Origin of the sequence: Nonomuraea basaltis (assembly GCF_005893125.1) — a bacterium.
GTDB lineage: Bacteria > Actinomycetota > Actinomycetes > Streptosporangiales > Streptosporangiaceae > Nonomuraea > Nonomuraea basaltis.
Genome location: NZ_VCJS01000074.1, coordinates 1 through 26004, shown reverse-complemented (window position 1 = coordinate 26004; position 26004 = coordinate 1). Strand labels below are relative to the sequence as shown.

The window sequence follows — 26004 nt, the reverse complement described above, 5'->3', positions numbered from 1 at the left end:
GAAAACAGACGTTTCATCGCCGCGTGCTACGCTGCTGGTCGTGCACCCGAAGCCGCGATCGATCGTGTTCGACCTCTTCGGCGACTGCCTGCGCTACACCGGTGGCGCCGCGCGCCTTCAGACGCTGACCGAACTTCTGGTGGCCTTCGACGTGCCGGAGGCCACGACGCGGGTGGTGATGTCCAGGCTACGCAAGGAAGGCTGGTTCGCGACAGAGAAGGACGGCCGGTCGACCGTCTACCGGCTGACCGATCGGAGCTGGCGGCTGCTCGACGACGGGCGCCAGCGGATCTTCGAGCGGCATCGCGATCCCTGGGACCGCCACTGGCGCATGGTGATCTACGACGTGCCGGAGAGCGATCGGTCGGCCCGCGACCGGGTGCGCAAGAAGCTGCGCTGGTGGGGCTTCGGCCCGCTCGCGCCGTCCACGTGGATCTCGCCGCACGATCGGCTGAACGAGGTGGCCGCCGCCCTGTCCGAGGAGCCCACCGCCCGGCTCGACCTGCTCACCTGCCACTCCGCGGGACCGGCCGCCGACCTGGACATGGCCGCGCGGTGCTGGGATCTCGACGGGCTCCACGCGGCGCTGCTGCGCAAGCGGGACGCCTACCGCGCCCGGCTGGCCCGATATCGCTCCTCGCCGCCCAAGGGCCGGGAGGCGCTGGTGGAGCGGCTGGAGCTGGTCCACGACTATCGCATGCTGCCTTTCGAGGACCCGGATCTGCCGGTCGAGCTGGTCCCGGCCGGGTGGGTCGGCCGCGAGGTGCACGAGATGTTCCTCGACGCGCACGAACGGCTGCGCGCCGAGGCCGAGGCCTACTGCACCCTGGCGGCGCGCGAGCAGTCCCTGGAACGGCCGAGATAACGGAGGTGCCCGCCCTGCTGGTGCGCGGCGGTTTCGTCTACACCGCCGCCCCCGTCGGATTCTGTGCCCGAGGCGTCACCACGCAGGCCGCCACCCCGCGTTCGAGCGCCTCTGACAACGGCTGGGGCCGCATGCCGTACTCGTCGACGCCGACGGGCACCAGCGCGAACCCCATCGCCCAGAACCGTGGGAGCCCCGTACAGCGGCTGATCCGGATCGAGCCCCTGGACCGCCGACCGCAGGGACGGCGGCAGCTCAGGATCCGGATTCCCCGAGGCCAGGTCGCGCAGGCCGGTCCGCGCATGCGCGGCGGCGGGCGTGACCAGGGGCGGCCGCCACACGACGCGCGTGCCCCGGCCCGCCTCCGTGGCCACCACACCTCTCAGGCGCAGCTCCCGGTACGCGGTGCTCACGGTCGTCGGGCTCACGCCGAGCCGCGCGGCCACGGCGGCGCCCCTCAACGGCGAATGCCGACGGCCTCCAGGTACTCTCCCGCCCCCAGCACGGTGCCGTCGTCGGCCCGGTTGAACTTCTTGGGCACCTCGGCCAGGTCCGCGGCGAAACTCGCCCGGGTGGCCTCGTCGAGCGTGCCCGCCAGCCGGGTGATCGGCCCGTAGTGCGCCAGGAACCAGTCCGCGAAGTGCTCGGGCGAGCGGTAGCAGAACTCGTACGTCCGCGTCTTGAGCGCGACCCACTCCACCTCGTCGCCTAACAGCTCCCGCAGCCGCTCCGGCGTGCCCCACAACATCGGGGACCTGACCTGCGGAGGGGGCGGGGCGTACGTGCCGATCGTCCGGAACAGCACGCCCACCAGCCCGTCAGGCGTCCAGCTGGCCAGCCCGATCGTCCCGCCCGGCCGCGTCACCCGCGCCAGCTCGGCCGCGGCGCGTTCCTGGTCGGGCGCGAACATCACGCCGACCGTGCTGAGCGTGGCGTCGAAGGACGCGTCGGGGAACGGCAGCTGTTCGGCGTCCCCTTCCGTGAACGTCACGTCCAGGTACTCGGCCGCGGCCCGCTGGCGGCCCTGAGCGAGCAGGCCGGGCACGTAGTCGACGCCCGTCGACTCGGCGAAGCGCCGCGCGCCGGCCATCGCCACGTTGCCCTGGCCGCAGGCCACATCGAGGACGCTCTGCCCGGCCCGCACGCCGGCGGCCTCCACCAGCCGTTCCGCCATGATCTGCAAGGTGACGCCGACGCGTGCGTAGTCGCCGGACTCCCACCCGAGCCGCTGGCGTTCCTTGATCGCGGCGAAGCCGGCGGTCCCGGGCGCTTGCGGTTGCTGCATGATGCCTCCCCTGGTCGAGGCGCCGTCTCGAGCGCGGCGCCTCACCGTAGAGGGCGTGACACGACGGGACACGACATGGAACGGCCGTGGAACGGGGGCCGCTGGTCGCTCGGATTTATACACCGCATATATACATCGGGTATATAGTTCCGACCCATGATCGCTTCTCTGCGAGGGATCGCCGGTTCCTCGACCCCGCCGGCAGGCCGCCCGCCTGCCGCGGCGCCCGCACCCACCGAAAGGACGGACATCTTCATGAGTCATGCCACGAGCGGAATGCCGGCGCAGCGCAAGCCGATCCTGCGCGGCGGCCTGGCCGCCGCCGGGCTTCTCGCTTTGGTGGCGTCCGCCTGCTTCGCCTCCGTGCCTTCCGCGTCCGCGTCCGCGTCCACCGCCCTGCCGGGCGCGCTCGCGCTGCCCGAACCGACCGGTTCCGAGCCGGTCGGCACCACGTCCCTGCACCTGAAGGACGCCTCCCGGCCCGACCCCTGGGTGCCCGCCGTGAAGTTCAGGGAGCTCATGGTCTCCCTGTGGTATCCGGCCAACGCGCCCGGCCGTCAGCGGGCGCAGTACATGACGCCGATGGAATCGGAGCTCCTCCTGAGGAGCGGGAAGATCACCGGCGTGCCGTTCGACGCGTTGAGCAAGACGCGCACGAACGCCTTCACCGACACCAAACCCGCAGGTCGCAAGCGCGGCCTGCCCCTCGTCGTGCTCTCCCCCGGCCACAGCAAGCCCAGGAGCGAGCTCACGTCCCTGGCCGAGGAACTGGCGAGCAGGGGCTACATGGTGGCCGCGATCGACCACACCTACGAGAGCGTCGGCACCTCCTTCCCCGACGGGCGGGTCGCCACCTGCGTCACATGCGAGATCGACAAGGACCCGGCGTGGTGGGGGAAGCTGTCGAAGAGCCGGGCGGCCGACGTCTCCTTCGTGCTCGACGAGCTGACCGGGTCCCGCCCGAAGTGGAAGGGCGCTCGCCTGATCGACTCGTCCCGCATCGCGATGGCGGGCCACTCCGCGGGAGGAGCGAGCGCCATCACGGCCATGCTGGAGGACTCCCGGGTGCGCGCCGGCGTCGACATGGACGGCACCACGGATGCCCCGATCCCGGACAGCGGCCTGTCGCGGCCGTTCCTGTTCCTGGGCAGGCAGAACACCTACAGTCCGGGAGCCGGAGATCCGGCCGCCACGTGGGAGCGTGACTGGAAGAACCTGACCGGGTGGAAGCGCTGGCTCGTCGTGACGGGGGCGGAGCACGTCTCCTTCAACGACCTCGGCCTGCTCACCGATCAGCTCGGCATCGACAACGGCGCCGACGTGCCCGGGACCCGCTCCATGGAGATCACCCGCGCGTACGTGCGGGCCTTCTTCGACCTGCACCTGCGCAAGAAGGCGCAACCTCTGCTGGACAAGCCGTCGGCACGCTACCCCGAGGTCAAGTTCTGCGCTCCGGAGACGAAGACCTGCGAGTAGAGCAGCCGCGTCACCCTGTGGTGTCGTGAATATCGCTGCCGCCGGCGGGGAGGGACTGGTATGGGTGGAACTATGATCTTCATGAGGCGGGCGGGGCGAGTCGCCGTACTCGCTCTATTGGCCATCCCGATCACCGCCGTCACCGCTACCCAGCAGGCGGCAGCCGAGACGCGCAGGCAGCCGCAGGCAGAGTCCGCGGCGCTGGCCCGCCGTATGCTGGCCCAGCTGAACGTCGCCAGGCCCTTATCGATCCGTGGTTACAGCCACCGGCGGTTCCAGCCCCGATGGGCACACCACAAGGGCACGTGCGACGCGCGAGAGATGGTCCTGGCTCGCGACGGGCGGCGCGTGCGCAGAAACGCGGCCTGCCAACCCGTCAAGGGCGTCTGGCACAGCCCGTACGACGGCAAGCGGCTGAAGAGCGAGAAGCTGGTCGACGTCGACCATGTCGTTCCGCTGGCGTACGCGTGGCGCTCCGGCGCCCGCAAATGGAGCCAGGCCCGGCGGCGCGCCTTCGCCAACGACCTCACCCGCCCCGAGCTGATAGCGGTCAGCCACTCCGCCAACATCGCCAAGGGCGGCCAGGGCCCGCAGAGCTGGCGTCCGCCGCGCCGCGGCCATTGGTGTCGCTACGCGACGTCGTGGATCACCGTGAAGCATCACTACCGGCTCTTCGTGACCCGGAAGGAGAAGGTGGCGCTGCTCAACATGCTGCGCACCTGTTGAGGGTGATTCGACTTGAGGGTGATTCGACCCCGGCCCGGTTCAGGCGAGCCGGAGACCTGCCGGCGTCATGATCGACTGGGCGAGGCTCTGGACGAAACGCATGATCAGCGCCTCGAGGAGCATGAGGGCGGCCTTGGCGAGGAGCGAGGCCAGAAACTCGGACAATTCTCCACCTCGTTGGTCAGAAGGGTATTTAAGACCATATTTTGGCATAAAGGTGTCTAAAGGGGCATGGTCAATGTGTCGGTTTGGTGAACAGCCAATGGCTAGTCCGTGTCCGACCGCTCGATCTTCGCGGCCAGCAGCGCCGCGGCGGCCGCGCAACCCAGGCCGATCCCCCAGCCGAGCGGGCCGACCGGGCGGCAGCCGAAGAGCTGGCTGAGGCCGGGCACCGAGACGATGATACCCAGCGTGGCCAGGGACGACAGCGCGGCCAACAGCACCATCCGGTCCCGCCGGCCCAGCAGCAGGGTCTGCAGCAACTGGGCCGACACGAGGCCGATCAGCCCGACCGTGTCGGCCCGGCCACGCGTTCCGGTCATCCGCGCGAGCAGCCACGCCGCGCCGGCCGCAGCGCCCGTGGTGACCGCCCGCAGGTAGATGTCCCTGGTCAGGGCGGCGCCGAGGGAGACCTCCGGCCCCTCGGCGAGCAGCCGCTCGGGGCTGGCGGCGCTGGGCGGCCTGATGGCCACCGCCATCGCCGGCAGCATGTCGGTGAGCAGGTTGACCAGCAGAAGCTGGCGGGCGTTGAGCGCGCTGCGGCCGGTGAGCAGGCTGGATCCGATCGTGAAGGCGATCTCGCCGATGTTGCCGCCGAGCAGGATGCCCAGCGCGTCGCGTACGGAGGCCCACATTCCCCGGCCTTCGACGATCGCCTCGATGATCGTCTCGATGCGGTCGTCGAGCATGACGATGTCGGCGGCGGCCTTGGTGGCGGGGGCGGCGTGCGAGCCGAGAGACACGCCCACGTCGGCGAGCCGGATCGCGGGAACGTCGTTGGCTCCGTCGCCGGTGACGGCCACCACCCGCCCCGCCTTCCGCAGGCTGGTGACGATCCGTGCCTTGTGCTCGGGCGTGACCCGGGCGAAGATCGCCACCTCCGGCAGCACCGTGGTCAGGGCGTCGTCGTCCAGCTCTTCCAGCTCGGGGCCGGTCATCACGCGCAGGCCGTTCAGCGCGCCGATCTCCGCCGCGATGGCCTCCGCCGTGCTGGGGTGATCGCCGGTGATCATGACGACCCGTACGCCGGCCCGCATGAGCCGCTCCACGCTGCGCTTGGCCGTCGGGCGCACCGGATCGGCCAGGCCGAGGAAGCCGAGGAAGCGCAGGCCCTCGATGCGGGACTCGTCGAGGTCGGCACGGCTGGAGGCGGGCCGCTCCGCGACGGCGAGCACGCGGTAGCCGCGCAGGGCCAGCCGGTCCACCTCCTGCTCCAGCCGACGCCTGATCTCGTCGTCCAGCGGCACGGTCTTCCCGTCCACGACGATGCTCGTGGACCGGGTGAGGACGATCTCGGGAGCGCCCTTGACGCTCAGCAGCTGCCCGGACTCGGAGCGGCCGAGGACGGCGTGGTAGCCGCGGGCCGGCTCGAAGGGCAGCTCGGCCACGCGATGCCAGGTGCGCAGCCCGTCCTTGGGTGTGATGCCGAGACTCTGGGCGCCGTCCACGATCGCGCGGTCCGTGGGGTGCGGGATGGCCCGCCCGCCCTCGAACCGCGGCCCCGCGCGCAGCGCCGCGCCCACGATCGCCCGCAGCTCGGGTTCGGCCTTCTCCACCTCCTGCTCGACCTGGCCGTCCGACACCAGGCGCAGGCTGATGTGGCCTTCCGTGAGAGTGCCCGTCTTGTCGAAGCAGAGCACGTCCACCCGGCCCAGCGCCTCGATCGTGGACGGGTTGCGGACCAGCGTGTTGCGGGTCGAGAGCCGCTTCGCCGAGGCGAGCTCGGCCACGGTGGCGACGAACGGCAGGCCTTCCGGGACCGCCGCCACCATCATGCTCACCGCCGGGGCGAGGGCCTGGGACAGCGGCGAGCCGCGGACGAGCTCGACGACCATGAGGAGCGCGCCGGAGCCGACCGCGGCCGGGAGTATCCGCCGGCTCAGCGCGCGCAGCCGAAGCTCCACCCCGCTGGGCGGCGGCTCCTGCCGGGCCAGCCGGGCGGTCCTGCCCGCCTCGGTGGCCGCGCCGGTGGCCACGATGACGGCGAGGCCGTGCCCTGCCGCGACGGTCGTCCCCTCGTACACCATCGAGCCGCGGTCCGCGATGGCGGGCGCCGCGGTGGGCGCGGCGGTCTTGGCTACGAGCTGGGACTCGCCGGTGAGCGTGGACTCGTCGACCTCGAGCCCGGCCGCCTGGATCAGCCTCCCGTCGGCCGGTACGGCGTCGCCGGCCCTGAGCTCGATCACGTCGCCCGGCACCAGTTCATCGGCGTCGCCGGCCACTCCGCCGGTGGGGCGGCGCAGGCGTACCCGGACGGCGGTGGTCTCCGTGAGGCGGTGCAGCGCCCGGCCGGTGCCGCGCCGCTGGGCGCCGCCGAGCAGGGCGTCCACCACGATCACGCCACCGATCAGCACGCTGTCGAGCACCGAGCCGACCACGGCCGACACGCCCGCCCCCGCGGCCAGCACCGGGGTCAGCGGGTTGGCGAGCTCGTGCACGGACGCCCTGGCCAGGGACTCGGGGCCGGTCTCCGCCGGGCGGGCCGGGGCCGTCCTGCGGCGCTTCGCCTCCGCCTCGGTCAGCCCGTCGGGCGAGGTCCGGAGCCGGGCCAGGACGTCGCGGGCGGCCATGGCATGCCAGGGCGTGTGGTCGGCGGGGACCGGCGGCTCCGCCCGCCCGATGCTCCGGCCGGTCCACTCCCCGGTCGCCAGGGCGGCCAGAGCGGTCAGGTCGCGCGCCAGGTGGGCGCGCCGGATCGCGGTGGAGGCCGGGCCGAGCAGCGTCACCCCGGTTCCGGCGATCGAGCCGGCGGCCGCCGTCCACACCCCGCGCAGACTCGCCTTCCTGGCCGCCGGCAGGCATTGGAGCAGCAGGTGCACGCCGTCGAGCTCGCCCATCACGTCGGCGTCCCACGGGACCCGCCGTACCCCGTCGAGCACGCCGATGCCCAGGTCGGCCTGGCGCAACGCGCGCCGCCCGCGCCGCGACACCACGGCCACGCCGTGCCCCTCGGACTGCAGCGCCCGCACCGACGCGACCAGCCGCACCCCGCCGGGCACGACCTCCTCCACCCGCAGCCGCCGGGCCAGGCCGGGCTCCGCACCGGCGAGGACCACCCGGCACGTATCCCTGGGCGCCGCGACCATGGCCTCGGCAAGGGGGTCCAGCTCGCGGGCCAGGCTGACCAGAGCGATCGGGATGCCGTCCCTGGCCACCGTGACCGGCCGGATCTCCTCCTCGCGCCACTGGCCGGGCACGTCCGCCGGCGGGGTGGGCGCCGCGCTCCACCCGTCGCGCTGCCGCCGGGCCGCGGGGTCGGTGAGGTCGAGCAGCGTATAGAGCCGGGCGTGCAGGTCGTCGAGATCCACGTCGGGGGCCAGCGGGACGACGCCGTCGATGGTCCACGTCCCTTTGGTGAGCACGGCGGCGTCCAGGACGACGGTGTCGATGCGGTCCATGCGGCGCAGGGCATCGCGGTCGAGCACGATCGCGCCGCGCCCGGCGAGGCAGCGCGCGACGGCGCTGACGAAGGCGTCCCTGCCGAGGCTCGCCGCCTTGGGGATGCCCGAGACCAGCATGGACAGGCCCCGCTGGTGGCTGCGGCTGATGATCGTGGTCAGGCCGTGGGCGGCCAGCGCCGCGGCACTGGCGGCGTCGGCGTACCGCTCCACGGGGCCGCGCGGCAGCGGGGCCGGGCGCGGGGTGGTGGCGGTCCTGGTGTGCCGGTACGCCCCCTTCTCGGCGGCGAACTCCTCCTCGCGCCGCTCCCACGCCTCGCGGCCGGCCCGCGCGTCGATGTACCGGCCGGCCGCGGCCACGGAGTCGATCAGCAGCGAGATGGGCCGCATGGCCAGCGTGCCCGTGACGATCCGGCCCGTCGCCAGCACCGTGTCCACGGCCGGCTTGCCGATGCGCTGCTCCAGCTCGCCGCGGATCCGCGGGGTGTGCTCGATCAGTGCGAGAAAGATGGGCGCCGCCACGGGCAGGCGCGGCAGGCGGGCCAGCGCGCCGGCCATGGCCATCCCGGTGCCGGCGAGGTGCAGGCCGAGCCCGACCGCGGCGCGGGCCTGCTGCTCCACGCCGTCGAGCACGCGACAGGCGCCGGGCGACTCGCCGTCCTCTGTCTCGCCGTCCTCTGTCTCGCCGTCCTGCGCCTCGTGGCCATCGTCGATGTCCTCCACGACGGCCACGAGCTTGTCCAGGTCGGCTGTCTCGTCGCAGGCCACGAACACGCAGCCGAGCGCCCCGTTCACCTCGGCGCGCGGCGCCCCGGCCGCGCGCAGCCGCTCTTCGAGGGCGCGGGCCGGTCGCTCGGTACGCGGCCCGCCGATGTTCCACAGTTCGATCCGGACCCCGCCCGGACATGGCCGAACCCGGCGAGAGCGCGGCAGTGCGCTTCGCACGGGTTCGGGGAGCATGTTCAGGAGCGTGTCAGCGGAGAGCAGACCGAACAACGCCATGTGGCTTGGCCTCCTGTCTACGGCGTCGCGGTCTACTCGCTCTTGCGCCTCGTCGTCGTGGTCCTGCGCCCGGTGGTGGCCGCCTTGCGCCTGGTCGTGGTCTCCTTGCCCGGCGCGGGCTCCTTGCCCGGCGCGGGCTCCTTGGCCTCCGTCGCGCGAGCCGGTGTCTGACGAGCCTGCGTCTCGCGCGGCTTGGCCGGCATGGGCCGCTCCCGCCGGCGCTGTCGCTGCGCGATGACCGTACCGGCGCCGATGGCGGCCGCGACGGGCCAGTCGACGACCCCGAAGACCGCCAGCGCGCCGAGCGCCCCGTAGTAGGCCATGCGCTCGGGCGGCGGGAGGAACGTCCGGGCCACGTCGACGTAGTGGCCGAGCTCCCTCCTGCCGATGTGCGGCATCGGGACGCTCGGCATTCCGATGTGGGGCATACCGATGTGGGGCATCCGGATCTCGGGCTGGCGGACCTCGATGCTGACCATCGGCAGGTCCAGCGTGAGTCGCTTCCCCTTCCCGTCCGATGCGGCGGCACGCCCTCGCGGCTGGGTAACGGCCATGATCCCTCCTCCGACAAAAGCCATTGAGGTTCCCCTATCCAGCGGCCTGTCCTCTAATTCCAGACGGGAGATATTTGAGGGTTTTTGTACGTCTTACGCATTATCCATACCGATGCCAGACCATCTGAGGAGTTGCCGGGTGAACCAGTCGTGGGCGGGCGCACCACAAAGATCTCGGCGAGTGTGACCACGTCACCTCACACGTGCTTGCCGACGAGGGGGACGAACGAGGCGGGCGTCAGCGACCGCCGCCGCTCCAGGCGGCCGTGCCGCTTGCCGTACAGCGTGACGACGTCGGCCACGCTCGACATGATGGGCATGACCAGGCGGCCGCCCTCGGCGAGCTGCTCGGCCAGCGGGGCGGGCACCGCCGCGGCCGCGGCGGACACGATGACCGCGTCGAAGGGCGCGTGCTCGGACAGGCCGGCGGTGCCGTCGCCGACCACCACCTGGGCGTTGGTCACGCCCGCCGCCGCGAGGTTGTCCCGCGCGTGCTCGGCCAGGTCGGCGTGGCGCTCCACCGAGAACACGTGCTCTGCCAGGTACGCCAGCAGGGCGGTCTGGTAACCGTAACCGGTGCCGATCTCCAGGACGGTCTCCGCGCCCGTCAGCCGCAGCGCGTCGATCATCTGGGCGATCAGGGACGGCTGGGAAGTGGGCTGCCCGTGGCCGATCGGGATCGGCTCGTCCTGCCCGGCGCGCGCCGCATACCGCGGCGGCACGAACCGGTCGCGCGGTACGGCGGCGACGGCGCCCAGCAGGCGGGGGTCGGTCATCCCCATCCGCCGGATCGTCTCCACCAGCATCCCGTCCATGACTGTCCGCTCCCCCGGCGTACGGGAACCACACCTTTCAGCTCTCGCCCTCGAACAGGCTGGTCACGGAGCCTTCGAGGAACACTTCGCAGATGGCGCGGGCCAGCAGTGGCGCGATCGACAGCACGACCAGCTTGCCGGAGGGAAAGCCCTCCGGGAGGGGCAGCGTGTTGGTGATGACCAGCTGCGCCAGGTCGGCCTTCTCCAGCCGCTCGATGGCGTCGCCGGAGAACACCCCATGAGTGGCGGCCGCGATGACCTCGGTGGCGCCCCGGCTGGTGAGGGCCTCGGCCGCCCGCACGATGGTGCCGCCGGTGTCGATCATGTCATCGATGATCACGCAGGTGCGGCCGGCCACCTCACCCACCACCTCGTGCACGCTCACCTCGTTGGGGCGCGCGGTGTCCCGGCGCTTGTGGATAATCGCCAGCGGGCAGCCGAGCCGGTCGGTCCATCGCTCTGCCACGCGGACCCGGCCGGCGTCCGGCGCCACCACGGTCAGCCGCCTGGTGCCCGCATGCCGGGTGACGTGCTCGGCGAGCAACGGCAGGGCGTGCAGGTGGTCGACGGGGCCGTCGAAGAACCCCTGGATCTGCGCCGTGTGCAGGTCGACGACCATGAGCCGGTCGGCGCCGGCGGCGGCGAACAGATCGGCCATCAGCCGGGCCGAGATCGGTTCGCGGCCGCGGTGCTTCTTGTCCTGGCGGGCGTAGCCGAAGAACGGCGCCACGACGGTGATGCGCCGCGCCGACGCGCGCTTGAGCGCGTCCACCATGACCAGCTGCTCCATGATCCAGGTGTTGATGGGGCTGGTGTGGCACTGGAGCACGAACGCGTCCGAGCCGCGTACGGACTCGTCGAAGCGGACGTAGATCTCGCCGTTGGCGAAATCGCGCAGCTCGGTCGGCGTGATCTCGATACCCAGCTCCCGGGCCACCTCATGGGCGAGATCGGGATGTGCGCGGCCGGAGAAGAGCATCAGCTTCTTCTCGCCGGCTTGCTTGATACCCGTCACGACCTCCCTCTTTCCGGGTGACGTGCGCGGGAAACGCACACGTGTCCCCCCGCACCGCGCCGGGCGGTCTGCCCGCGCCCCCTCCGGCGATCCGTCCGTGCCGGACCCTAGGGTCCGGGACGTCCGGATCGCCGGAGGGCGAAGGCGATGTCCACCAGGATGACGATCATCACCGCGCCGATGGCCACGGAGAGGAGGAGGATCCCGGCCGACAGACTCAAGATCCCCACCCCGGCCGCGATGATCAGCGCGATCGAGCCCAGCATGATGTGCACCGCCTCGGCCGGGGTCTCGTCCACCGTCGGCTTCGCGTAGTACGGACGCCGTCCAGGCCACCTGTGCCCGGCGCGTCCACGAGGAGACATCTCAACCTCTCTACCTCGATCAGCAGTCGGCCGGCTACCGGCTCGTCACGGGCTGTCGCCGGCCCTCGACGTACGACTTCAGCCGCATCAGGTCCTCCTTGAGCTTGGTCACCGGGTCCGCGCCCAGCAGCCGCGCGACGGCGTGGCCCGCGGCGCCCACCACCGGGTTGTAGGTCAGCTCCACCTGCACCCGCGTCCTGCCGCCGTCTTCGGGCGCCAGCCGCACCGCTCCGGTATGGGCGATCAGCTGGCCCTCGATCGACTTCCACGCGATGTGCTTGCCCTCCTCGCGGCTGGTCTCCACGGCGTCGAACCTGATGAGCCGGCCGGCGGGACCGCTGATCTCCCAGTGGGACCGCAGGCCGTCGGCGGATCGCCGGACCTCGCGGACATCGGGCATGAACCTGGCGAAGACGGAGTAGTCGCTCACCAGCGGCCAGATCTCCTCAGGACGCGCCGCGATGGAAATGGCGCGGTTGACGTCGATGGCACGGCGGCCGGCGTTGATGCCCGTCAGCCGGCGCAGCGGGAGGTTCGTGGCGGCGCGAGCGCCCAGCGCGGCCCCCGCGCCGCGCAGGGTCCAGGAGATCACCGGCGGGAACCGGCGGGCGAGCACCCACAGGGCGGCGGCGGCCGTACCGGCGAGGAATCTGGCGGACGGCGCCCAGTGCTGGTGGAGCAGCTGCGGAACCGGCTGCCGGGAGCGGCCCACGCCCTGGAGCTGAGGCACGCCCGACGGGTCGCGGTGCACGTGCCACCTCGCGTCCACGCCCTTCACGCCGGGAATGCGGCGGACCGCGCGCGCCGCCCGCCGCGCCTCGCGGCTGAGCACGTCGCCTTCCAGCCGCGCCACGCGGTCCTCGACGCTCACGTGTACGGCATGCGGATGGGTCAGGTGGCGGCCGAGCTCCGCTCGCACGCGTTCGTGCAGGACCCGGTCGTCCACGGAGCGGCCGGTCAGGCGGAAGCGGGTCCCCGCCGCGACCCCGCGTGACCGGTTGTTCAGGTCGCGGCTCAGACGGCCGAGACCGTAGGTCAGTTCGTGAGCGGCGTGCGAGGCCTGGTCACGTACCTTGGCCCGGCGGCTTCGGCCGCAGACGGGATCGAACAGATACTCGATGGTGGCGCCGGCGGCGGCACTGGCGCCGAGCATGGCCGCGGTCCTGGTCCTCGGACGTCCTGCCTCTATAATCACTCTCGATTCGAGATCACGAGTGCGCATGGTCTTTCCCCTCCCCTATCAGCGCGGCTACCCCAACCCGTGACCCGCTAACAGCCGCTCGCGGTGTTCGGGTGCGGCCCCGCCCCTGGTAGCCGCCGGCCGAGCACCGTCACTTCAGCTCTCCGAAGAAGGAACGCACATCCGGAAGCCGCGCCTGCGACACTCGCGCCGCCGTAGCCAGGCCGCGCATCAGCTCCGCCCAGGCCCGGAAACTGCCGGCGCCGGCTTACGGGCAACATTCACGGTGCCTCCGCCAAGGGCGTTGACATTCCGTCCCATAGCTACGTGCGAGTGCCGGCCGCGGTCACCGCACTCCGCCAATACTGATACTGCGGAGCAAGCCTTGAATTCGACTTCAACATGGTGGATCTCATCGTCATTAACTCCGGGACGATACCCGTGCACACGGCAATCCCGGAGAGCGGGAGTTGGACCGGAAGACCGGCGTGGACGCGGGGGCCCGCGACAAGCGCCTTCCGCGCCGGCCACGGCACGCCACGGAGCCGGAGACGCGATGACCTCGGAAATCGAGGCACACGCGTCTCCCCGTGGCGATATCGTCGACTATCCATGGTCCACAACTGGTGAAGAGGGAAGTGCGGACCTCTTCGGTCTTGGCGGCGCACCCGTGCGAGCGGAGAGCTCGAGATGCCGCCGCTCGGCCACGTGACGAGAGGCGCACGATGAATCCCAAGCTCGTGAACGGCGAGAACTGCGGCACATGGGTGTCCGGACTTCGTAGTCCAGGGTCAGTTGGCGGAGCTCGGTTTAAGGGCACCGAAGCCCCGGGCGATGCATAATGTACTGAAGAGCGCTACAGTACCCGCAACCATAACGTAATTGGAGCAGCATCATGGCCAAGCGCATCGTTGAATCCTTTATCGATGACATCGACGGCAGTGAAGCCGACGGAACCACATCGTTCGCTCTCGACGGCACGAACTACGAGATCGACCTCTCAGGTGAGAACAGGGAGAAGTTGGAGAAGGCCCTCGCCCCCTTCATCACCAAGGCTCGTGCGGTCCGCGCCGAGAGGGGCGTTCGTGGCCGGCGCGGAGCAGCCGGTCCGGCTCGGGGCATCAGCCGTGAGAAGTCCACTGAGATCAGGCAGTGGGCCAGGACCCACGGCCTGCCGGTGAGCGAGCGAGGCCGCATCGCCGCATCCGTGCTGAAGCAGTACGAAGCCGCGCACTGAACGAGCGACCGCCCAAGCCCGGCACCGCGCTCGCCCGGCCAAGCTCTTCGCGTCACAGCCGGCGACGCCCACGTACGTACGCCTGAACAGGTCCGCACCACGCAGGCACGGCGACAGGCCGGAGGTGCGGCGCTCCCCCACAGCGATCCTCGTCTCCGGCTACGCCCCGAAGAGGCTCGTCGGCCTGGTGAGCAGGACGCGTTCGACCGCGGAGAGCGCGAAGCGAACGGCTCCGGTGAGGATCGCCTGGTCCCCGAGAGCCGACAGCCGCCACTCGGGAGGCTCGACGAGCAGGCCGGCCGCCCGCCGCTCGGCCGCGCGGCGGAGCAGGTCCGCCGCGGGGACCAGACCGGGTTCGGGGAAGAGGCTGGTTCCCAGGACGACGACGGCGGGGTCGAGCGCGAGCAGGACCGGAGCGATGCCCTCGGCCAGCCGCTGCCCGACCGATTCCAGCACGGCGACGGCGTCGGCGTCCCCGGCTGCGGCGGCCGCGATGACCGCGGCGCTGGTGGTGGGCCGGTGGGTACGGCCCGGTGCGGCCGCGCCCGGGTGGTCGCCGGCCAGTGATCCGAGCCCGGGGCCCTCAGCCGTGCTGCGTCCCGGAAATCCGATCTCGCCGGCCGCGCCGTGATGCCCGCGCAGCAGCCGCCCGCCGGTGATGATCCCGGCGCCGAGTCGCCGGCCGAGCAGGATGAACAGCATCTCGGAGGTCGCCGTGCCGGCGCCGCGCCAGTGCTCGCCGAGCGCGGCGAGGTTCGCGTCGTTCTCCACCGCGACCGGGCAACCGAGTGCCTCGGCCATCACGGTCACTATGTCGACCTCGGCCCAGGTCTTCATGTGATCGACGTACCTGATGCGGGCATTGCCCCGTTCCACCAGGCCGGGTGTGCCGACGGTGGCCGCGCAGATCTGGCCGGCCCCGACGCCGGCCTGCTCCATGGCGGCGCGGATCGTCGCGGTCACCGCGCCGGCGCGCGTGCGTCCGGTGAGATCGGCCCGCACCGTCCGGCGTTTGACGGTCAGGAAGGTGCCGTCGAGGTCCGCCAGGCAGGCGCTGATCGAATGGGCGCGTACGTCCACCCCGACCACGAAGCCCGCACGAGGCTGGAACCGGAACCGCCGGGCGGGCCTGCCCGGCGAGCGCAGCCCCTGCCCCGGAGCCGCCGGAACCTCTTCGATCAGGCCGCAGCCGACGAGATCGTCGACCAGCACCTCGACGGTCGGGCGGGACAGCTTGGTGGATTGCGCCAAGGTCGCCAGGCGGGGCGGCCGGTCGGCGGACCTGACCGCGGCGAGTACGGCCGCCGCGTTGGTGGCACGCAGATCCCCGACCCCGACGACCGCCGGGGATGAGACCTGCCCGCCCAGGTCGGCGACCGGGTCGTCACCGAGCGGCCAGACCACCGCACGGCCGGCGTCGGCGAGCGGGGGTTCGCTGGTGGTTGCCACTGACTTGTCTCCTCGTGAGCCGCAACGGAGCGTAACCGCAGGGGCGGCGATAACAGTTGCGTCACGCATCCTTGCCCCGGCGCTGCCGCACAGCCTATCGTCGCTCGCAATTAGATAAAGCAATTTCATTATCAAATATGCCACCCTCCGGAGGATGCCCATGCGGGCGGGTCAGACAAGGCAGGAAGAGCGGCGCGCGGCGGAGGGACCGGCGACCCCGGCGTCCGGGTCCGTGCCGCGGCGGCCGGCGGGCCCCGCCATGGCGGCCGGGCCGCAGGACCTGCCGGACACCGCCGCGGCAGGCCGGGAGCCGGTGCGGGTGGTCCTGGTGGGCGCCGGGATCCGGGGCGAGATCTACGGGCACTGGATCGCCGAGCACCCCGAGCGGGCCGACGTGGTCGCCGTGGCCGAGCCACACCCGGACCGGCGCAGGATCGCCGCCTCGCGGCACGGCCTGCCCGCCTCCGCGCTCTTCGAGGACTGGCGTGAGCTCGTCGGCCGGCCCCGGTTCGCCGACGCCGTCATCATCACCACCCAGGACGCCCAGCACGTCGAGCCGGCCGTCGCCTTCGCCGAGGCGGGGTACGCCGTCCTGCTGGAGAAGCCGATCGCCCCGACCGAAGAGGAGTGCCGCCGGGTCGTGGACGCGGTGGCGCGCAACAAGGTTCCCTTCGGGGTCTGCCATGTCCTGCGGTACACGCCGTACACGCGGGTGCTCCGGAACCTGCTGGCCGAGGGCAGGATCGGTGAGATCGTCAACGTCGACCACATCGAGCCGGTGGGCTTCGCCCACTACGCGCACTCGTACGTGCGCGGCAACTGGCGTCGCGAGCAGACCAGCGCGCCGATGCTGCTGGCCAAGTCCTGTCACGATCTGGACTGGCTCGGCCACATCGTCGGACGTCCGGTACGCGCGGTCTCCTCCTTCGGGAGCCTGAGTTACTTCGTCCCCGGCAACCGCCCGGTGGTGGCCGCCGACCGGTGCCCGGACTGCGTGCTGCAGGATTCGTGCGCGTACTCCGCGGTGCGGATCTACGGCGAGCACCTGGCGGCCGGTGACCTCGCCTGGCCTCTCAGCGTGCTCACCCCGGATCCGACCGAGCAGTCGGTGGCCGCGGCGTTGCGCACCGGGCCCTACGGCCGCTGCGTCTGGGCCTGCGACAACGACGTCGTCGACCGTCAGGTGGTCGCGCTCGAGTTCGACGGCGGGGTCACCGCGACGTTCACCATGACGGCGTTTTCGACCAGCCGGCCGCGGATGACCCACATCTTCGGGACGATGGGCGAGATCTTCTGCGATGGCTCGATCATCCGGGTCACCGACTTCCGCACCCGCGAAACGCAGACCATCGATGTCACGGCGCCGGCCGCGGACGACCCGCTGCTGTCGGGTCACAGTGGTGGCGACGCGGGGCTCATGAACGACTTCATCACGGCCGTGGCGACCTGGGACGACCACTGGATCACGGGCACGGCCGCCGAGGCGCTGGCGGCGCACGAGCTCGTCTTCGCCGCCGAACGGGCCCGGCGCGAGCGTCGCGTCGTCCACCTCGGCTGATCCGGCCCCAGAGATCGCAATCCCCTACCCGGCGCCACCCCCACACGGATCCGCACCCCCCACCGAGGAGAACCTTGTGAGCCAGCATCCGTCCTTCCCTCATCCCTCGACAGGCCATGAGCTCTCGCGGCGCGCCCTCCTGTCCGGCTTCGCCGTCACGGGCGTCGCGGCACTCGCCGGCTGCGCCGCGCTGACCCCGGGAGCGGCGTCCACCCCGGCCGCGTCCGCCGGTCCCATCTCGACGGCGGTGCCGGCCGGCAAGATCACGCTGAAGGTCGCCGACGCCGACGACACGACCATGACCCCCGGCCTGCTGGCCGCGTTCCAGCAGAAGTACCCGAACGTCACGTTCGACCGCCAGTACACCGGCTGGGACGACTACCTCAAGAGCATCAACCTCACCATGTCGGCGAGCACCGCCCCCGACATCGCCCAGTTCACCCCCGGAATGCAGAACCTCATCCCCGGCGGCCTGCTGCTCGACGTCTCCGCGTACGGCACGGCCTACGGCTGGCCGGACAAGTTCCCCGGCCTCGACCAGATCACGTTCGAGGCCGACGGCAAGACCGTCGGCACGGGGACGCTGTACGGGGTGCCGGGCGGGTTGTCCTTCGAGGGCGTCTACTACAACAAGGCGACGGCGGCCAAGCTTGGCCTGACCGTCCCCGTCAAGACCGTGGAGGAGCTGGAGGCCCTGTTCGCCAAGGCGAAGGCCGGCGGCGAACTGCCGCTGGTGGTCGGCAACCTCGACGGCGGCCTGAACCATCCGTTCAACCAGCTGCTCTCGGTGTACCTGAAGCCCGAGGACCGTGAGGCCTGGGCCTTCGGGCACAAGGGCGCGACCATCGTGCTGCCGGAGGCGAAGACGGCGGCCACGACGCTCAAGCGCTGGGTGGACGAGGGATACATCTCCCGCGACGTCAACGGAATCAGCGACAACGACGCCACCGCCGGCTTCGCCAAGGGGAAGGGGGTGTTCCGGATCAGCGGAAACTGGGCCGCCGCGGCCGTCTCCAAGGGCTTGGGCGACGACGCCGGATATTTCTCCATGCCCCAGGCCACGGCCGACTCGAAGATCCACACCACCGGCGCCGGCGTGTACTACTGCGTCTCCAGCAAGTCGGCGAACGCCGCCGCGGCTGCGGCCTTCCTCGATTTCGTCGGCAGCGCCGAGGCCGCGAAGATCACCGCCGACGCGGGGTTCATGGCGCCCAAGGCCGACGCGATGCCCGCCAAGACCGGCCTGATAGGAGCGCTGCAGGAAGGCTGGCAGGCGACCGTGCGGGACAAGGGCCTGCAGCCGTTCATCCAGAACGCCTCCACCCCGACCATGGGAGACACCCTCACCACGCAGCTGCAGCTGCTGGCCGGCGGCAAGGCCACCGTCGACGCCTTCCTCGCCAACATCCAGGCCGATTTCGACAACTACCACAAGTGATGTCAGCGAACAGGCTGAGCGGGCCCGCCGCGGCGCGCCGGCAGGAACCGCTCCCGACCCGAGGGCCGCTCCCGCCCCCGCGACGGCGCATGAAGCGCGGGCGCGCCACCGCGCTGCTCTACCTGGCACCGGCGGTGCTCCTGTACACCGTCTTCACCGTCCTGCCGACGCTGCACACCGGCTACCTGTCGCTGTTCGACTGGAACGGGGTGACCCTGCCGTCCTTCGTCGGCCTCGGCAACTACCGGCTGGTGGCCGAAGACCCGCAGCTGCGCGCCGCGGCGGTGCACGCCGGCATTCTGATCGTCTTCTTCTCCGGCCTTCCCATCCTGTTCGGCCTGGTGTCCGCCGCCATCGTGGCCCGCCACCGGCGCCGCGGAATGGGCTTCGTACGGATGGTGCTGTTCCTGCCACAGGTCATTCCCCTGGTCGCGGTCGGCATCATCTGGCGGTGGGTGTACGCCGAAGAGGGCGTGGTCAACCAGGCGCTGCGGTGGTCGGGCCTGGGCGAGCAGGCGCGAGCCTGGCTGGGCAGCTTCGACTGGGCCCTGCTCGCCGTAGGGGTGATCGGCACCTGGGTGGTCTCCGGGCTGTGCCTGGTGCTGTTCCTGTCCGGAACCCAGCGCATCGATCGGGAGATCTACGAGGCGTCGCGGATGGACGGCGCCGGCCCCGTCCGCGAGTTCCTCTCCATCACCGTGCCGCTGCTGCGGCCGGAGATCGCGGTCGCGTTGTCCATCACGGTCATCGCCGCACTGTCGAGCTTCGACCTCATCTACATCACCACCGGCGGCGGCCCGGGCAACAGCACCGTCGTGCCCGGCATCCTCATCTACCGCCTGGCCTTCGGCGGCGGAGCCGTCGGCCTGGCCAGCGCGCTCGCGGTGGTCCTGACGGCCGTCATCTTCGCGATCGTGCTGACGCTGAACCGCCTGATCAGGGAGGCGCCGTGAGCCGCACCGAGAAACCGGGTCCTGGCCAGCACCGAGGCCACGGCCGGCGGCCCGGTCCCGGCGAGGTGGCGGGCCGGGCCGGGGCGCCCGTGGTGCTCATGTTGTTCATGGCGGCGGTGATCGTCCCGTTCGTGCCGCTGCTGTCCGCCGCCGTGCAACCGGCCGGCAGCCCGCTGACCGGCTTCGACGTGCCACGCGGCCTGCATCTGGAGAACTTCGCCCACGCCTGGGTCACCGCCGGGTTCGGCCCCCTCCTGTGGTCGAGCACGGTGATCGCGCTGGCCGTGGTGCCCGCTTCGGCGCTCCTCGCCACCCTCGCCGGCTACGCGCTGGCGACCATGGACTTCCGCGGACGGGGGAAGATCTTCGCCTATCTCCTGCTGGGGCTGGCGATTCCCACCGAGGTCACGATCATCCCCCTCTACTACGACCTGCGGGCCGTCGGCCTGACGAACACCCGGTGGGGCCTGGTACTGGTGGAGATCGCCGCCTTCATGCCGTTCGGGGCCTTCTGGATGCGCGCCCACTTCTCCACCATGCCCCGTGCTCTCATCGAGGCGGCCAAGCTGGACGGCGCGTCCTCCTGGACGATCCTGTGGCGGGTGCTGCTGCCCAACTCCCGGCCGGCCGTCACAACGCTCGGCGTGCTGTATTTCGTGTGGAGCTGGAACCAGTTCATGCTGCCGCTCATCCTCATCCAGGACCCGGCCCAGCGCACGGCCCCGGCCGGGCTCGGGTTCTTTACCGGGCAGTACAACGTCGACGTGCCGCTGCTCGCGGCGGCCACCGTCATCGTGATCGCGCCGGTCGTCCTCGTGTACCTGTTCTTCCAGCGGCATTTCATCCGCGGCGTCCTCGACGGCGCGCTCAAGGGCTGAGCGCCGCCCCGCGTCACCGGTCGGTGGCGCGGAGCACGGCGACGCCCGAAGGCGGCAGGGTGACGGTGCCGACGCTCTCGCCCGACGGGTCGAGGGCGTCGGTCCACTCGCCGCCGAGGGTGATGTCGTGCTTGTCGCCGGTGTGGTTCAGCAGGATCAGGAAGCGGCGGCCGGCTCCGGCGCGGACGCTCGCCTGGACCCCTGAAGGCAGCCCCTCGACGACGGGAGTCACCCCCGCCTCGGCGAGCGCCCGGCCGAGCACCGCCCGCATGGTGGCCGCGTCGAGGCGGGTGGAGAGGTAGCGGGCCGTCCCCTCGCCGAACTCGTGCCTGGTCACGGCGGGGCGGCCGGCCCAGTCGGGAGAGTCGAAGGCGAGCTCGGGCTCGGCGCCGGTGAGCCGCAGATCCTCTCGCCACAGGTCGGCGACCCCTTCGAGGTGCGAGAGCGCCCCGCAGCCCCGGACGGGGAACGTCTCGTGCTCGCCCGCCGGGCAGAACTCCTCGACCCGCACCCCGAGGACGTCGCGGAGCGGCGCGGGATAGCCGCCCAGGTGGACCCGGTCGTGCTCGTCCACGATGCCGCTGAAGAAGGAGACGACCAGCGCGCCGCCGCCGGAGACGTACGCCGAGATGCGCCGCGCGTCCTCGCTCGACAGCAGGTACAGGCTCGGCACGACGACGAGCGCGTAGCCGGTCAGATCGGCCGAGGGCGGCACCACGTCCACGCCGACGCCGAGGTCGAACAGGGGGCCGTAGTGATCCAGCAGGCGGTCCTGCTGGCACACGCCGTCCGAGGGGTGGGAGTCGAGCTCCAGCGCCCACCAGCTGTTCCAGTCGAGCAGGATCGCCACGTGGTTGCGGACCCGCGTGCCGGGCAGGTCGGGCACCGAGGCCAGCTCCCGGCCGAGCGCCGCGATCTCGCGGTAGACCCTGCTGTCGGCTCCCGCGTGCGGCACCATGCCCGAGTGGAACTTCTCGGCGCCACCGCGTGACTGCCGCCACTGGAAGTACAGGATCGCGTCGGCGCCCTGCGCGACCGCCTGCCAGCTCCACAGCCGCATCTGGCCCGGCTGCTTGATCGCGTTCCTGGCCCGCCAGTTCACCGCGCTCGGCGCCTGCTCCATCAGGATCCACGGGTCCCCGCCCCTGGAGCCGCGCATCGTGTCGTACACCAGGCCGGGGACGAGATGCGGCCGCTCGTCGTGGGGGTCGGGGTAGGAGTCGACCGACACGACGTCGACCCTCGGCGCCCAGTCGAAGACGTCCACGGCCTTCAGGCCGGCCAGGAAGTTCGTGGTGATCGGCACCTCGGGAGTGACGCGCCGCAGGATGCCGGCCTCCAGGTCGAAGCAGGCGCGCAGCGCCTCGTTGCCGAAGCGCAGGTAGTCGAGCTGCTGGGCCGGATTGGGGTACGTCGGAGCCGCGCGGGGCGGCAGGATGTGGTCGAACGACGCGTAGCGCTGCGACCAGAAGTCCGTCGACCAGGCGTCGTTCAGCGCCTCGACGTCGTCGCCGTACCGCTCCCGCAGCCAGCGGCGGAAATCGGCCGCCGAGACCTCGCAGTAGCAGGCGGGGATGTGGCACCCGTACTCGTTGCCGACGTGCCACAGCCCGAGGGCCGGATGGCCGCGGTAATGCGTGGCCAGCCGCTCCACCAGCAGCGCGGCCCGTTCCCTGTAGACCGGGCTGGACGGGCAGAAGTGCTGCCGCCCGCCGGGGCCCAGCACGGTCCCGTCCGCGGTGACCGGCAGGATCTCGGGATGCTCGTGGACGAGCCACGGCGGCGGCGACGCCGTCATGGTGGCGAGGTCGGCGGTGATCCCGTTCGCGTGCAGGTCATCGAGGACCTGGTCGAAGAAGGAGAAGTCGTACGCTCCGCGCGCGGGCTCCACCCGGGCCCAGGCGAACACCCCGACGGTGACGAGATTCACCCGGGCCTCGGCCATGAGGCGGAGGTCCTCCGCCCTGATCTCGGCCGGCCACTGCTCGGGGTTGTAGTCGCCGCCGAAGGCCACGCCGCCGAGCCGGCGCCAGAACCGGTCGCCCGGGGACGGGGCGCCGGCAGTCCCGGAGACCGGCATGACATCGCGAGGTACGGCGTTCATTGTCGGCGCGGCGGCCTCGGCAGGCGAGGGCCGCCGCTCCTCCCTTCTTCATGGGGGCAGGCTTGATGGGGTGGAACCGGCCGGATCAGCCGGGGGGCGGAGCGCCGGTGCTCTCCCTGACGATCAGCCTGGGGGCGACGAAGGCGGTGGCGGACGGGGCCGTGCCGGTCTCGATCTGGCCGATCATGAGCGACACGATCCGCTCCGCCACCACGTCGAAGTCCTGGCGGACGGTGGTGAGCGGCGGGGAGAGGTAGGCCGACTCGTCGAGGTCGTCGAAGCCGGCGATGCTGACGTCCTCGGGGATGCGGCGGCCCGTCTGGACCATCGCGCGCATCACGCCGAGGGCCATCTGGTCGTTGGCGGCGAAGACGGCCGTCACGCCGGACCGCCGGGCCAGGACACGGCCGGTCTCGTAGCCGCTGGCCGCGCTCCAGTCGCCGTACAGCACCTGGGGAACCGCGGCTCCCGCCTCCTTGAGCGTGGCGTGCCAGGACTCCGCCCTGCGCCGCGCGGCATAGGAGTCCTCGGGCCCGGCGACGTGCCAGACCGTTTCGTGGCCGAGGTCGAGCAGGTGACGGGTGATGAGCCGGGCACCGAGAGCCTGGTCGGTGTCGACCATGGGATGGCGGTGGCTGACGTCGCCGTCGGCCATCACGACCGGCACGCCCGGCGGCAGGCGGAGCGCCGGGGTGTCGAGGATCTGCGCCTCGATGAGCACGATGCCGTCGACGGCCTGCATCGTGAGCCGGTCGAACGCCTCGTGCACGGCCTGCTCGGTCTGCGACTCGATGGCGATCATGTTCACGGTGTAGCCGGCTCGCTGCGCCGCCCTCGTGATGGCGTCGACGGTGCGGGCGTTGCCGAAGCTGCCGAGCCCGAAGCTGATCAGGCCCAGGGTGCGGAACTGGCCGGTGACCAGGGCGCGCGCGGCGGTGTTGGGCCGGTATCCGAGGACCCGCATGGCCGACAGGACGCGCGCGCGGGTCTCCTCCTCCACGTTGCTGCGGTTGTTGGCCACCCGGGAGACCGTCTGGCTGGAGACCCCGGCCATCGCGGCGACATCGGCCATGGACGGTCGCCGGCGCGAGCGCCGTCCTGCCGCCGTTTCCTGGGTCGCCCCGTCCACTGTCACCCCTGGTCGTCCGATGGGCCTGCTGTGCGTGCCAACTCTCGCACGATGTTTACGTGAACACAGCCCATCCGTCAATGGCACCGGATACCAGCAGCTGTGACGTAACAAACAGTGTTAAATCGGGCATTTGCGTTAACTTTCGGTTACCTATTGACATGATCTGGCGGCAAGTCGAGACTACGAGACGTCTTCATCATGTTTACGTAAACACGTGATCATCGCGACTGCCGAACAAGTGCGACACGGTGGCGCAGGTAGTAGTGCGGTTCATCGGCCGCCGAGGCCCCGACAAGGAGAGTTCAGTGCCAGTCTTCGTGGCAGCGCGAACATCGCCGAGCTCCGGCACCAGGAGCCCGGGATGACCGCGCAGACCGCGCGCGTGGGCCTCGCCCGGCCGTTCCTGCGCCTGCGCGTCGCCGGCTACGCCTTCTTCCTGCCGTTCTTCGTGGTCTTCCTGGTCACGGTCGTCGCGCCGCTGACGTACGCGATCTACCTCAGCTTCTTCCAGGAGCGCATGATCGGCGGCACGGTCTTCTCCGGCCTGGCCAACTACACCCGCGCCATCGGCGACGCGCTGTTCGGAGCCGGCCTGCTCCGCGTCGCGCTGTTCCTGGTCGTGCAGGTGCCCGTCATGCTGCTCATCGCCCTGGGATGCGCGCTCGCCATCGACAGCGGCAGGCTGCGCTGGCCGTCGCTGTTCCGCATCACGATCTTCATGCCGTACGCGGTGCCGGCCGTGGTGGCGGCCCTCATGTGGGGCTACATGTACGGTGACCAGTTCGGCCTGGTCGGGCAGCTCGGCGACGCCTTCGGCGTCGCGGTCCCCGACCTGCTGTCGCGCTCCTGGATGCTGGGCTCCATCGGCAACATGGTGACCTGGGAGTTCGTCGGCTACAACATGATCATCTTGTACGCCGCGCTGCGCGCCATACCGGATGAGCTCTACGAGGCCGCCGAGATGGACGGAGCGGGCGCCGTCCGCATCGCCTGGAGCATCAAGCTGCCCGCCCTGCGCCCCGCGCTGCTCGTGGCGACGACCTTTTCGATCATCGGCAGCTTCCAGCTCTTCAACGAGCCGAACATCCTCCAGAAACTGGCACCCGCGGTGATCACGACGAGCTACACGCCCAACATGTACGCCTACAGCCTGGCGTTCAACGGCCAGCAGATCAACTACTCGGCCGCCGTGGCCGTGGTGCTCGGCCTCGTCACCATCGTCGTGGCGTACGCGGTGCAACTCATCACGGCGAGAAGGGAGAAGACGCTGTGACTGCCGTCGCCGAGGCGAACCCCATCGCGGACCGGCGGGGCGCGCACCGATACTCGCAACACAAGCGCCGGGGCAAGAGCCCCACCCTCACCGTGATCATGCTGGTGATGTTCGCGTACGCGGTTCTGCCGCTGTTCTGGCTGCTGGCCAACGCCAGCAAGAGCGGCGCTGACCTGTTCTCGACCTTCGGGCTCTGGTTCGGCGGGGACTTCCACCTGTTCGCCAACATCGGCGAGACCCTGAGCTACAACAACGGCATCTTCGTGCGCTGGTTCGGCAACACCGTGCTCTACTCCGTGGTGGGCGCGGGCGGGGCCGCCCTGCTGGCCACCATCGGCGGGTACGCCCTGGCGAAATACGACTTCCCTGGCCGCAAGCTGCTGTTCGCGGTGGTGCTCGGCGGGATCTCCATCCCGGGCACGGCCCTCGCGGTGCCGACGTATCTGCTGTTCAGCCAGGTCGGGATCGTCGACACCCCGTGGGCAGTGCTCATCCCGTCGCTGTGCAGCCCGTTCGGTCTCTACCTGATGCGGGTCTACGCGGCGGACGCGGTGCCCGACTCGATCCTGGAGTCGGCCCGCATCGACGGCGCGGGCGAGTTCAGGATCTTCCGCACCATCGCGCTGCGGCTGCTCGCCCCGGGCTTCGTCACGGTCCTGCTCTTCGCGCTGGTCGCGACGTGGAACAACTACTTCCTGCCGCTGATCGTGCTGAACACGCCGGACTGGTTCCCGCTCACCGTCGGGCTCAACCAGTGGAACGCCCAGGCCAACAGCGGCACCTCCGGCGCCGGTGACGCCACGTACTCACTCATCCTGACCGGCAGCCTGCTGTCGATCGTGCCGTTGATCATCGCTTTCCTGCTGCTCCAGCGGTTCTGGCAGTCGGGCCTCGCCACCGGAAGCGTCAAGCAGTGACTCCTGGACAAGCCCCGTTGAATACCCCCGTGAATCCCCCCGTGAATGAGGAAACGCCATGAAAACACTTCCATCGCGGCGCGGTGCCGTGACCGCCGGGGTCGCCGCGGCCCTGTCTCTGGCACTCGCCGCGTGCGGCGGCGGCTCCGGTGGGGGCGCCACCAC

At 71.1% G+C, this 26004-nt stretch carries 22 protein-coding genes; 10 read left to right on the top strand and 12 right to left on the bottom strand.

The features are described from left to right. The first annotated feature begins 40 nt into the window (after positions 1-40). Complete coding sequence (locus tag EJK15_RS31035; RefSeq protein ID WP_206061190.1) at positions 41-865, top strand: PaaX family transcriptional regulator; 825 nt, start codon at positions 41-43, stop codon at positions 863-865. Between the two features lie 37 nt (positions 866-902). Here EJK15_RS31035 and EJK15_RS74925 read toward each other — a convergent pair whose 3' ends face one another. Next, positions 903-1040, bottom strand: a complete 138-nt coding sequence (locus EJK15_RS74925) for a hypothetical protein (protein ID WP_240777326.1) — start codon at positions 1038-1040, stop codon at positions 903-905. A gap of 282 nt (positions 1041-1322) precedes the next feature. Next, positions 1323-2150 (bottom strand): class I SAM-dependent methyltransferase, encoded by an 828-nt coding sequence (locus EJK15_RS31025; RefSeq protein WP_138714030.1) that lies wholly within the window; start codon positions 2148-2150, stop codon positions 1323-1325. A 255-nt stretch (positions 2151-2405) separates the two neighbouring features. Here EJK15_RS31025 and EJK15_RS31020 point away from each other — a divergent pair, with 255 nt between their 5' ends. Together EJK15_RS31020 and EJK15_RS31015 are read left to right on the top strand one after the other, a co-directional pair. Next, entirely contained in the window at positions 2406-3626 is a 1221-nt protein-coding gene (locus EJK15_RS31020; RefSeq protein ID WP_240777325.1) for an alpha/beta hydrolase family protein, read from the top strand. 72 nt (positions 3627-3698) lie between these two features. Continuing rightward, positions 3699-4352: an HNH endonuclease family protein gene (locus EJK15_RS31015; RefSeq protein ID WP_138714029.1), complete on the top strand. Its 654-nt coding sequence runs from the start codon at positions 3699-3701 to the stop codon at positions 4350-4352. A gap of 39 nt (positions 4353-4391) precedes the next feature. Here the strand turns inward: EJK15_RS31015 and EJK15_RS76480 are convergent, their stop codons facing one another. The 7 genes from EJK15_RS76480 to EJK15_RS30985 all read right to left on the bottom strand — a co-directional run bounded on the left by EJK15_RS76480 (position 4392) and on the right by EJK15_RS30985 (position 12873). Beyond that, a complete protein-coding gene (locus tag EJK15_RS76480; protein WP_276615443.1) occupies positions 4392-4517 on the bottom strand; it encodes a hypothetical protein in 126 nt (41 codons plus the stop codon). A gap of 101 nt (positions 4518-4618) precedes the next feature. Further along, positions 4619-8971 (bottom strand): cation-translocating P-type ATPase, encoded by a 4353-nt coding sequence (locus tag EJK15_RS31010; RefSeq protein WP_138714028.1) that lies wholly within the window; start codon positions 8969-8971, stop codon positions 4619-4621. A 32-nt stretch (positions 8972-9003) separates the two neighbouring features. Next, positions 9004-9525: a hypothetical protein gene (locus tag EJK15_RS31005; protein WP_138714027.1), complete on the bottom strand. Its 522-nt coding sequence runs from the start codon at positions 9523-9525 to the stop codon at positions 9004-9006. Positions 9526-9722: 197 nt separating this feature from the next. After that, positions 9723-10340, bottom strand: a complete 618-nt coding sequence (locus EJK15_RS31000) for a protein-L-isoaspartate(D-aspartate) O-methyltransferase (RefSeq protein ID WP_138714026.1) — start codon at positions 10338-10340, stop codon at positions 9723-9725. A 37-nt stretch (positions 10341-10377) separates the two neighbouring features. Then, positions 10378-11355, bottom strand: coding sequence for a ribose-phosphate diphosphokinase (locus EJK15_RS30995; protein ID WP_138714025.1), 978 nt, complete (start codon positions 11353-11355; stop codon positions 10378-10380). A gap of 107 nt (positions 11356-11462) precedes the next feature. Then, positions 11463-11654: a hypothetical protein gene (locus EJK15_RS30990; RefSeq protein ID WP_138714024.1), complete on the bottom strand. Its 192-nt coding sequence runs from the start codon at positions 11652-11654 to the stop codon at positions 11463-11465. A 100-nt stretch (positions 11655-11754) separates the two neighbouring features. Then, positions 11755-12873, bottom strand: a complete 1119-nt coding sequence (locus tag EJK15_RS30985; RefSeq protein ID WP_171074629.1) for an SRPBCC family protein — start codon at positions 12871-12873, stop codon at positions 11755-11757. 922 nt (positions 12874-13795) lie between these two features. Between EJK15_RS30985 and EJK15_RS30980 the strand changes: the two genes are divergently transcribed. After that, positions 13796-14137 (top strand): histone-like nucleoid-structuring protein Lsr2, encoded by a 342-nt coding sequence (locus EJK15_RS30980; RefSeq protein WP_138714022.1) that lies wholly within the window; start codon positions 13796-13798, stop codon positions 14135-14137. A gap of 159 nt (positions 14138-14296) precedes the next feature. Here EJK15_RS30980 and EJK15_RS30975 read toward each other — a convergent pair whose 3' ends face one another. Further along, entirely contained in the window at positions 14297-15586 is a 1290-nt protein-coding gene (locus EJK15_RS30975; RefSeq protein WP_138714021.1) for an ROK family protein, read from the bottom strand. A 160-nt stretch (positions 15587-15746) separates the two neighbouring features. On the opposite strand from EJK15_RS30975, the gene EJK15_RS30970 reads away from it, so the two are divergent. The 4 genes from EJK15_RS30970 (at position 15747) to EJK15_RS30955 (ending at position 20413) form a co-directional block, all read left to right on the top strand. Next, positions 15747-17144 (top strand): Gfo/Idh/MocA family protein, encoded by a 1398-nt coding sequence (locus EJK15_RS30970; RefSeq protein ID WP_240777324.1) that lies wholly within the window; start codon positions 15747-15749, stop codon positions 17142-17144. Between the two features lie 76 nt (positions 17145-17220). After that, entirely contained in the window at positions 17221-18582 is a 1362-nt protein-coding gene (locus tag EJK15_RS30965) for an ABC transporter substrate-binding protein (protein WP_138714020.1), read from the top strand. 89 nt (positions 18583-18671) lie between these two features. Then, a complete protein-coding gene (locus EJK15_RS30960; protein WP_240777323.1) occupies positions 18672-19535 on the top strand; it encodes a carbohydrate ABC transporter permease in 864 nt (287 codons plus the stop codon). After that, positions 19532-20413, top strand: coding sequence for a carbohydrate ABC transporter permease (locus tag EJK15_RS30955; RefSeq protein ID WP_240777322.1), 882 nt, complete (start codon positions 19532-19534; stop codon positions 20411-20413). The genes EJK15_RS30960 and EJK15_RS30955 overlap by 4 nt, the downstream gene beginning before the upstream one ends. Before the next feature lie 13 nt (positions 20414-20426). Here the strand turns inward: EJK15_RS30955 and EJK15_RS30950 are convergent, their stop codons facing one another. Then, positions 20427-22517, bottom strand: a complete 2091-nt coding sequence (locus EJK15_RS30950; protein ID WP_240777321.1) for a beta-galactosidase — start codon at positions 22515-22517, stop codon at positions 20427-20429. Between the two features lie 85 nt (positions 22518-22602). Then, positions 22603-23589 carry a LacI family DNA-binding transcriptional regulator gene (locus EJK15_RS30945; RefSeq protein ID WP_138714018.1) on the bottom strand — a complete coding sequence of 329 codons (987 nt, stop codon included), beginning with the start codon at positions 23587-23589 and terminating at the stop codon, positions 22603-22605. Between the two features lie 421 nt (positions 23590-24010). Between EJK15_RS30945 and EJK15_RS30940 the strand changes: the two genes are divergently transcribed. Both EJK15_RS30940 and EJK15_RS30935 read left to right on the top strand, forming a co-directional pair. Beyond that, a complete protein-coding gene (locus tag EJK15_RS30940) occupies positions 24011-24922 on the top strand; it encodes a carbohydrate ABC transporter permease (RefSeq protein ID WP_138714017.1) in 912 nt (303 codons plus the stop codon). Then, a complete protein-coding gene (locus EJK15_RS30935) occupies positions 24919-25839 on the top strand; it encodes a carbohydrate ABC transporter permease (RefSeq protein ID WP_240777320.1) in 921 nt (306 codons plus the stop codon). The genes EJK15_RS30940 and EJK15_RS30935 overlap by 4 nt, the downstream gene beginning before the upstream one ends. Positions 25840-26004: the final 165 nt, after the last annotated feature.

Coding starts and splice junctions, on each gene's coding strand:
- EJK15_RS74925 (WP_240777326.1), bottom strand. CDS start 1,040: ATGGGGTTCGCGCTGGTGCCCGTCGGCGTCGACGAGTACGGCATGCGG.
- EJK15_RS30960 (WP_240777323.1), top strand. CDS start 18,672: ATGAAGCGCGGGCGCGCCACCGCGCTGCTCTACCTGGCACCGGCGGTG.
- EJK15_RS30970 (WP_240777324.1), top strand. CDS start 15,747: ATGCGGGCGGGTCAGACAAGGCAGGAAGAGCGGCGCGCGGCGGAGGGA.
- EJK15_RS31020 (WP_240777325.1), top strand. CDS start 2,406: ATGAGTCATGCCACGAGCGGAATGCCGGCGCAGCGCAAGCCGATCCTG.
- EJK15_RS30940 (WP_138714017.1), top strand. CDS start 24,011: ATGACCGCGCAGACCGCGCGCGTGGGCCTCGCCCGGCCGTTCCTGCGC.
- EJK15_RS31010 (WP_138714028.1), bottom strand. CDS start 8,971: ATGGCGTTGTTCGGTCTGCTCTCCGCTGACACGCTCCTGAACATGCTC.
- EJK15_RS31025 (WP_138714030.1), bottom strand. CDS start 2,150: ATGCAGCAACCGCAAGCGCCCGGGACCGCCGGCTTCGCCGCGATCAAG.
- EJK15_RS30985 (WP_171074629.1), bottom strand. CDS start 12,873: ATGCTCGGCGCCAGTGCCGCCGCCGGCGCCACCATCGAGTATCTGTTC.
- EJK15_RS30945 (WP_138714018.1), bottom strand. CDS start 23,589: ATGGCCGATGTCGCCGCGATGGCCGGGGTCTCCAGCCAGACGGTCTCC.
- EJK15_RS30980 (WP_138714022.1), top strand. CDS start 13,796: ATGGCCAAGCGCATCGTTGAATCCTTTATCGATGACATCGACGGCAGT.
- EJK15_RS31015 (WP_138714029.1), top strand. CDS start 3,699: ATGATCTTCATGAGGCGGGCGGGGCGAGTCGCCGTACTCGCTCTATTG.
- EJK15_RS31005 (WP_138714027.1), bottom strand. CDS start 9,525: ATGGCCGTTACCCAGCCGCGAGGGCGTGCCGCCGCATCGGACGGGAAG.
- EJK15_RS31000 (WP_138714026.1), bottom strand. CDS start 10,340: ATGGACGGGATGCTGGTGGAGACGATCCGGCGGATGGGGATGACCGAC.
- EJK15_RS30950 (WP_240777321.1), bottom strand. CDS start 22,517: ATGAACGCCGTACCTCGCGATGTCATGCCGGTCTCCGGGACTGCCGGC.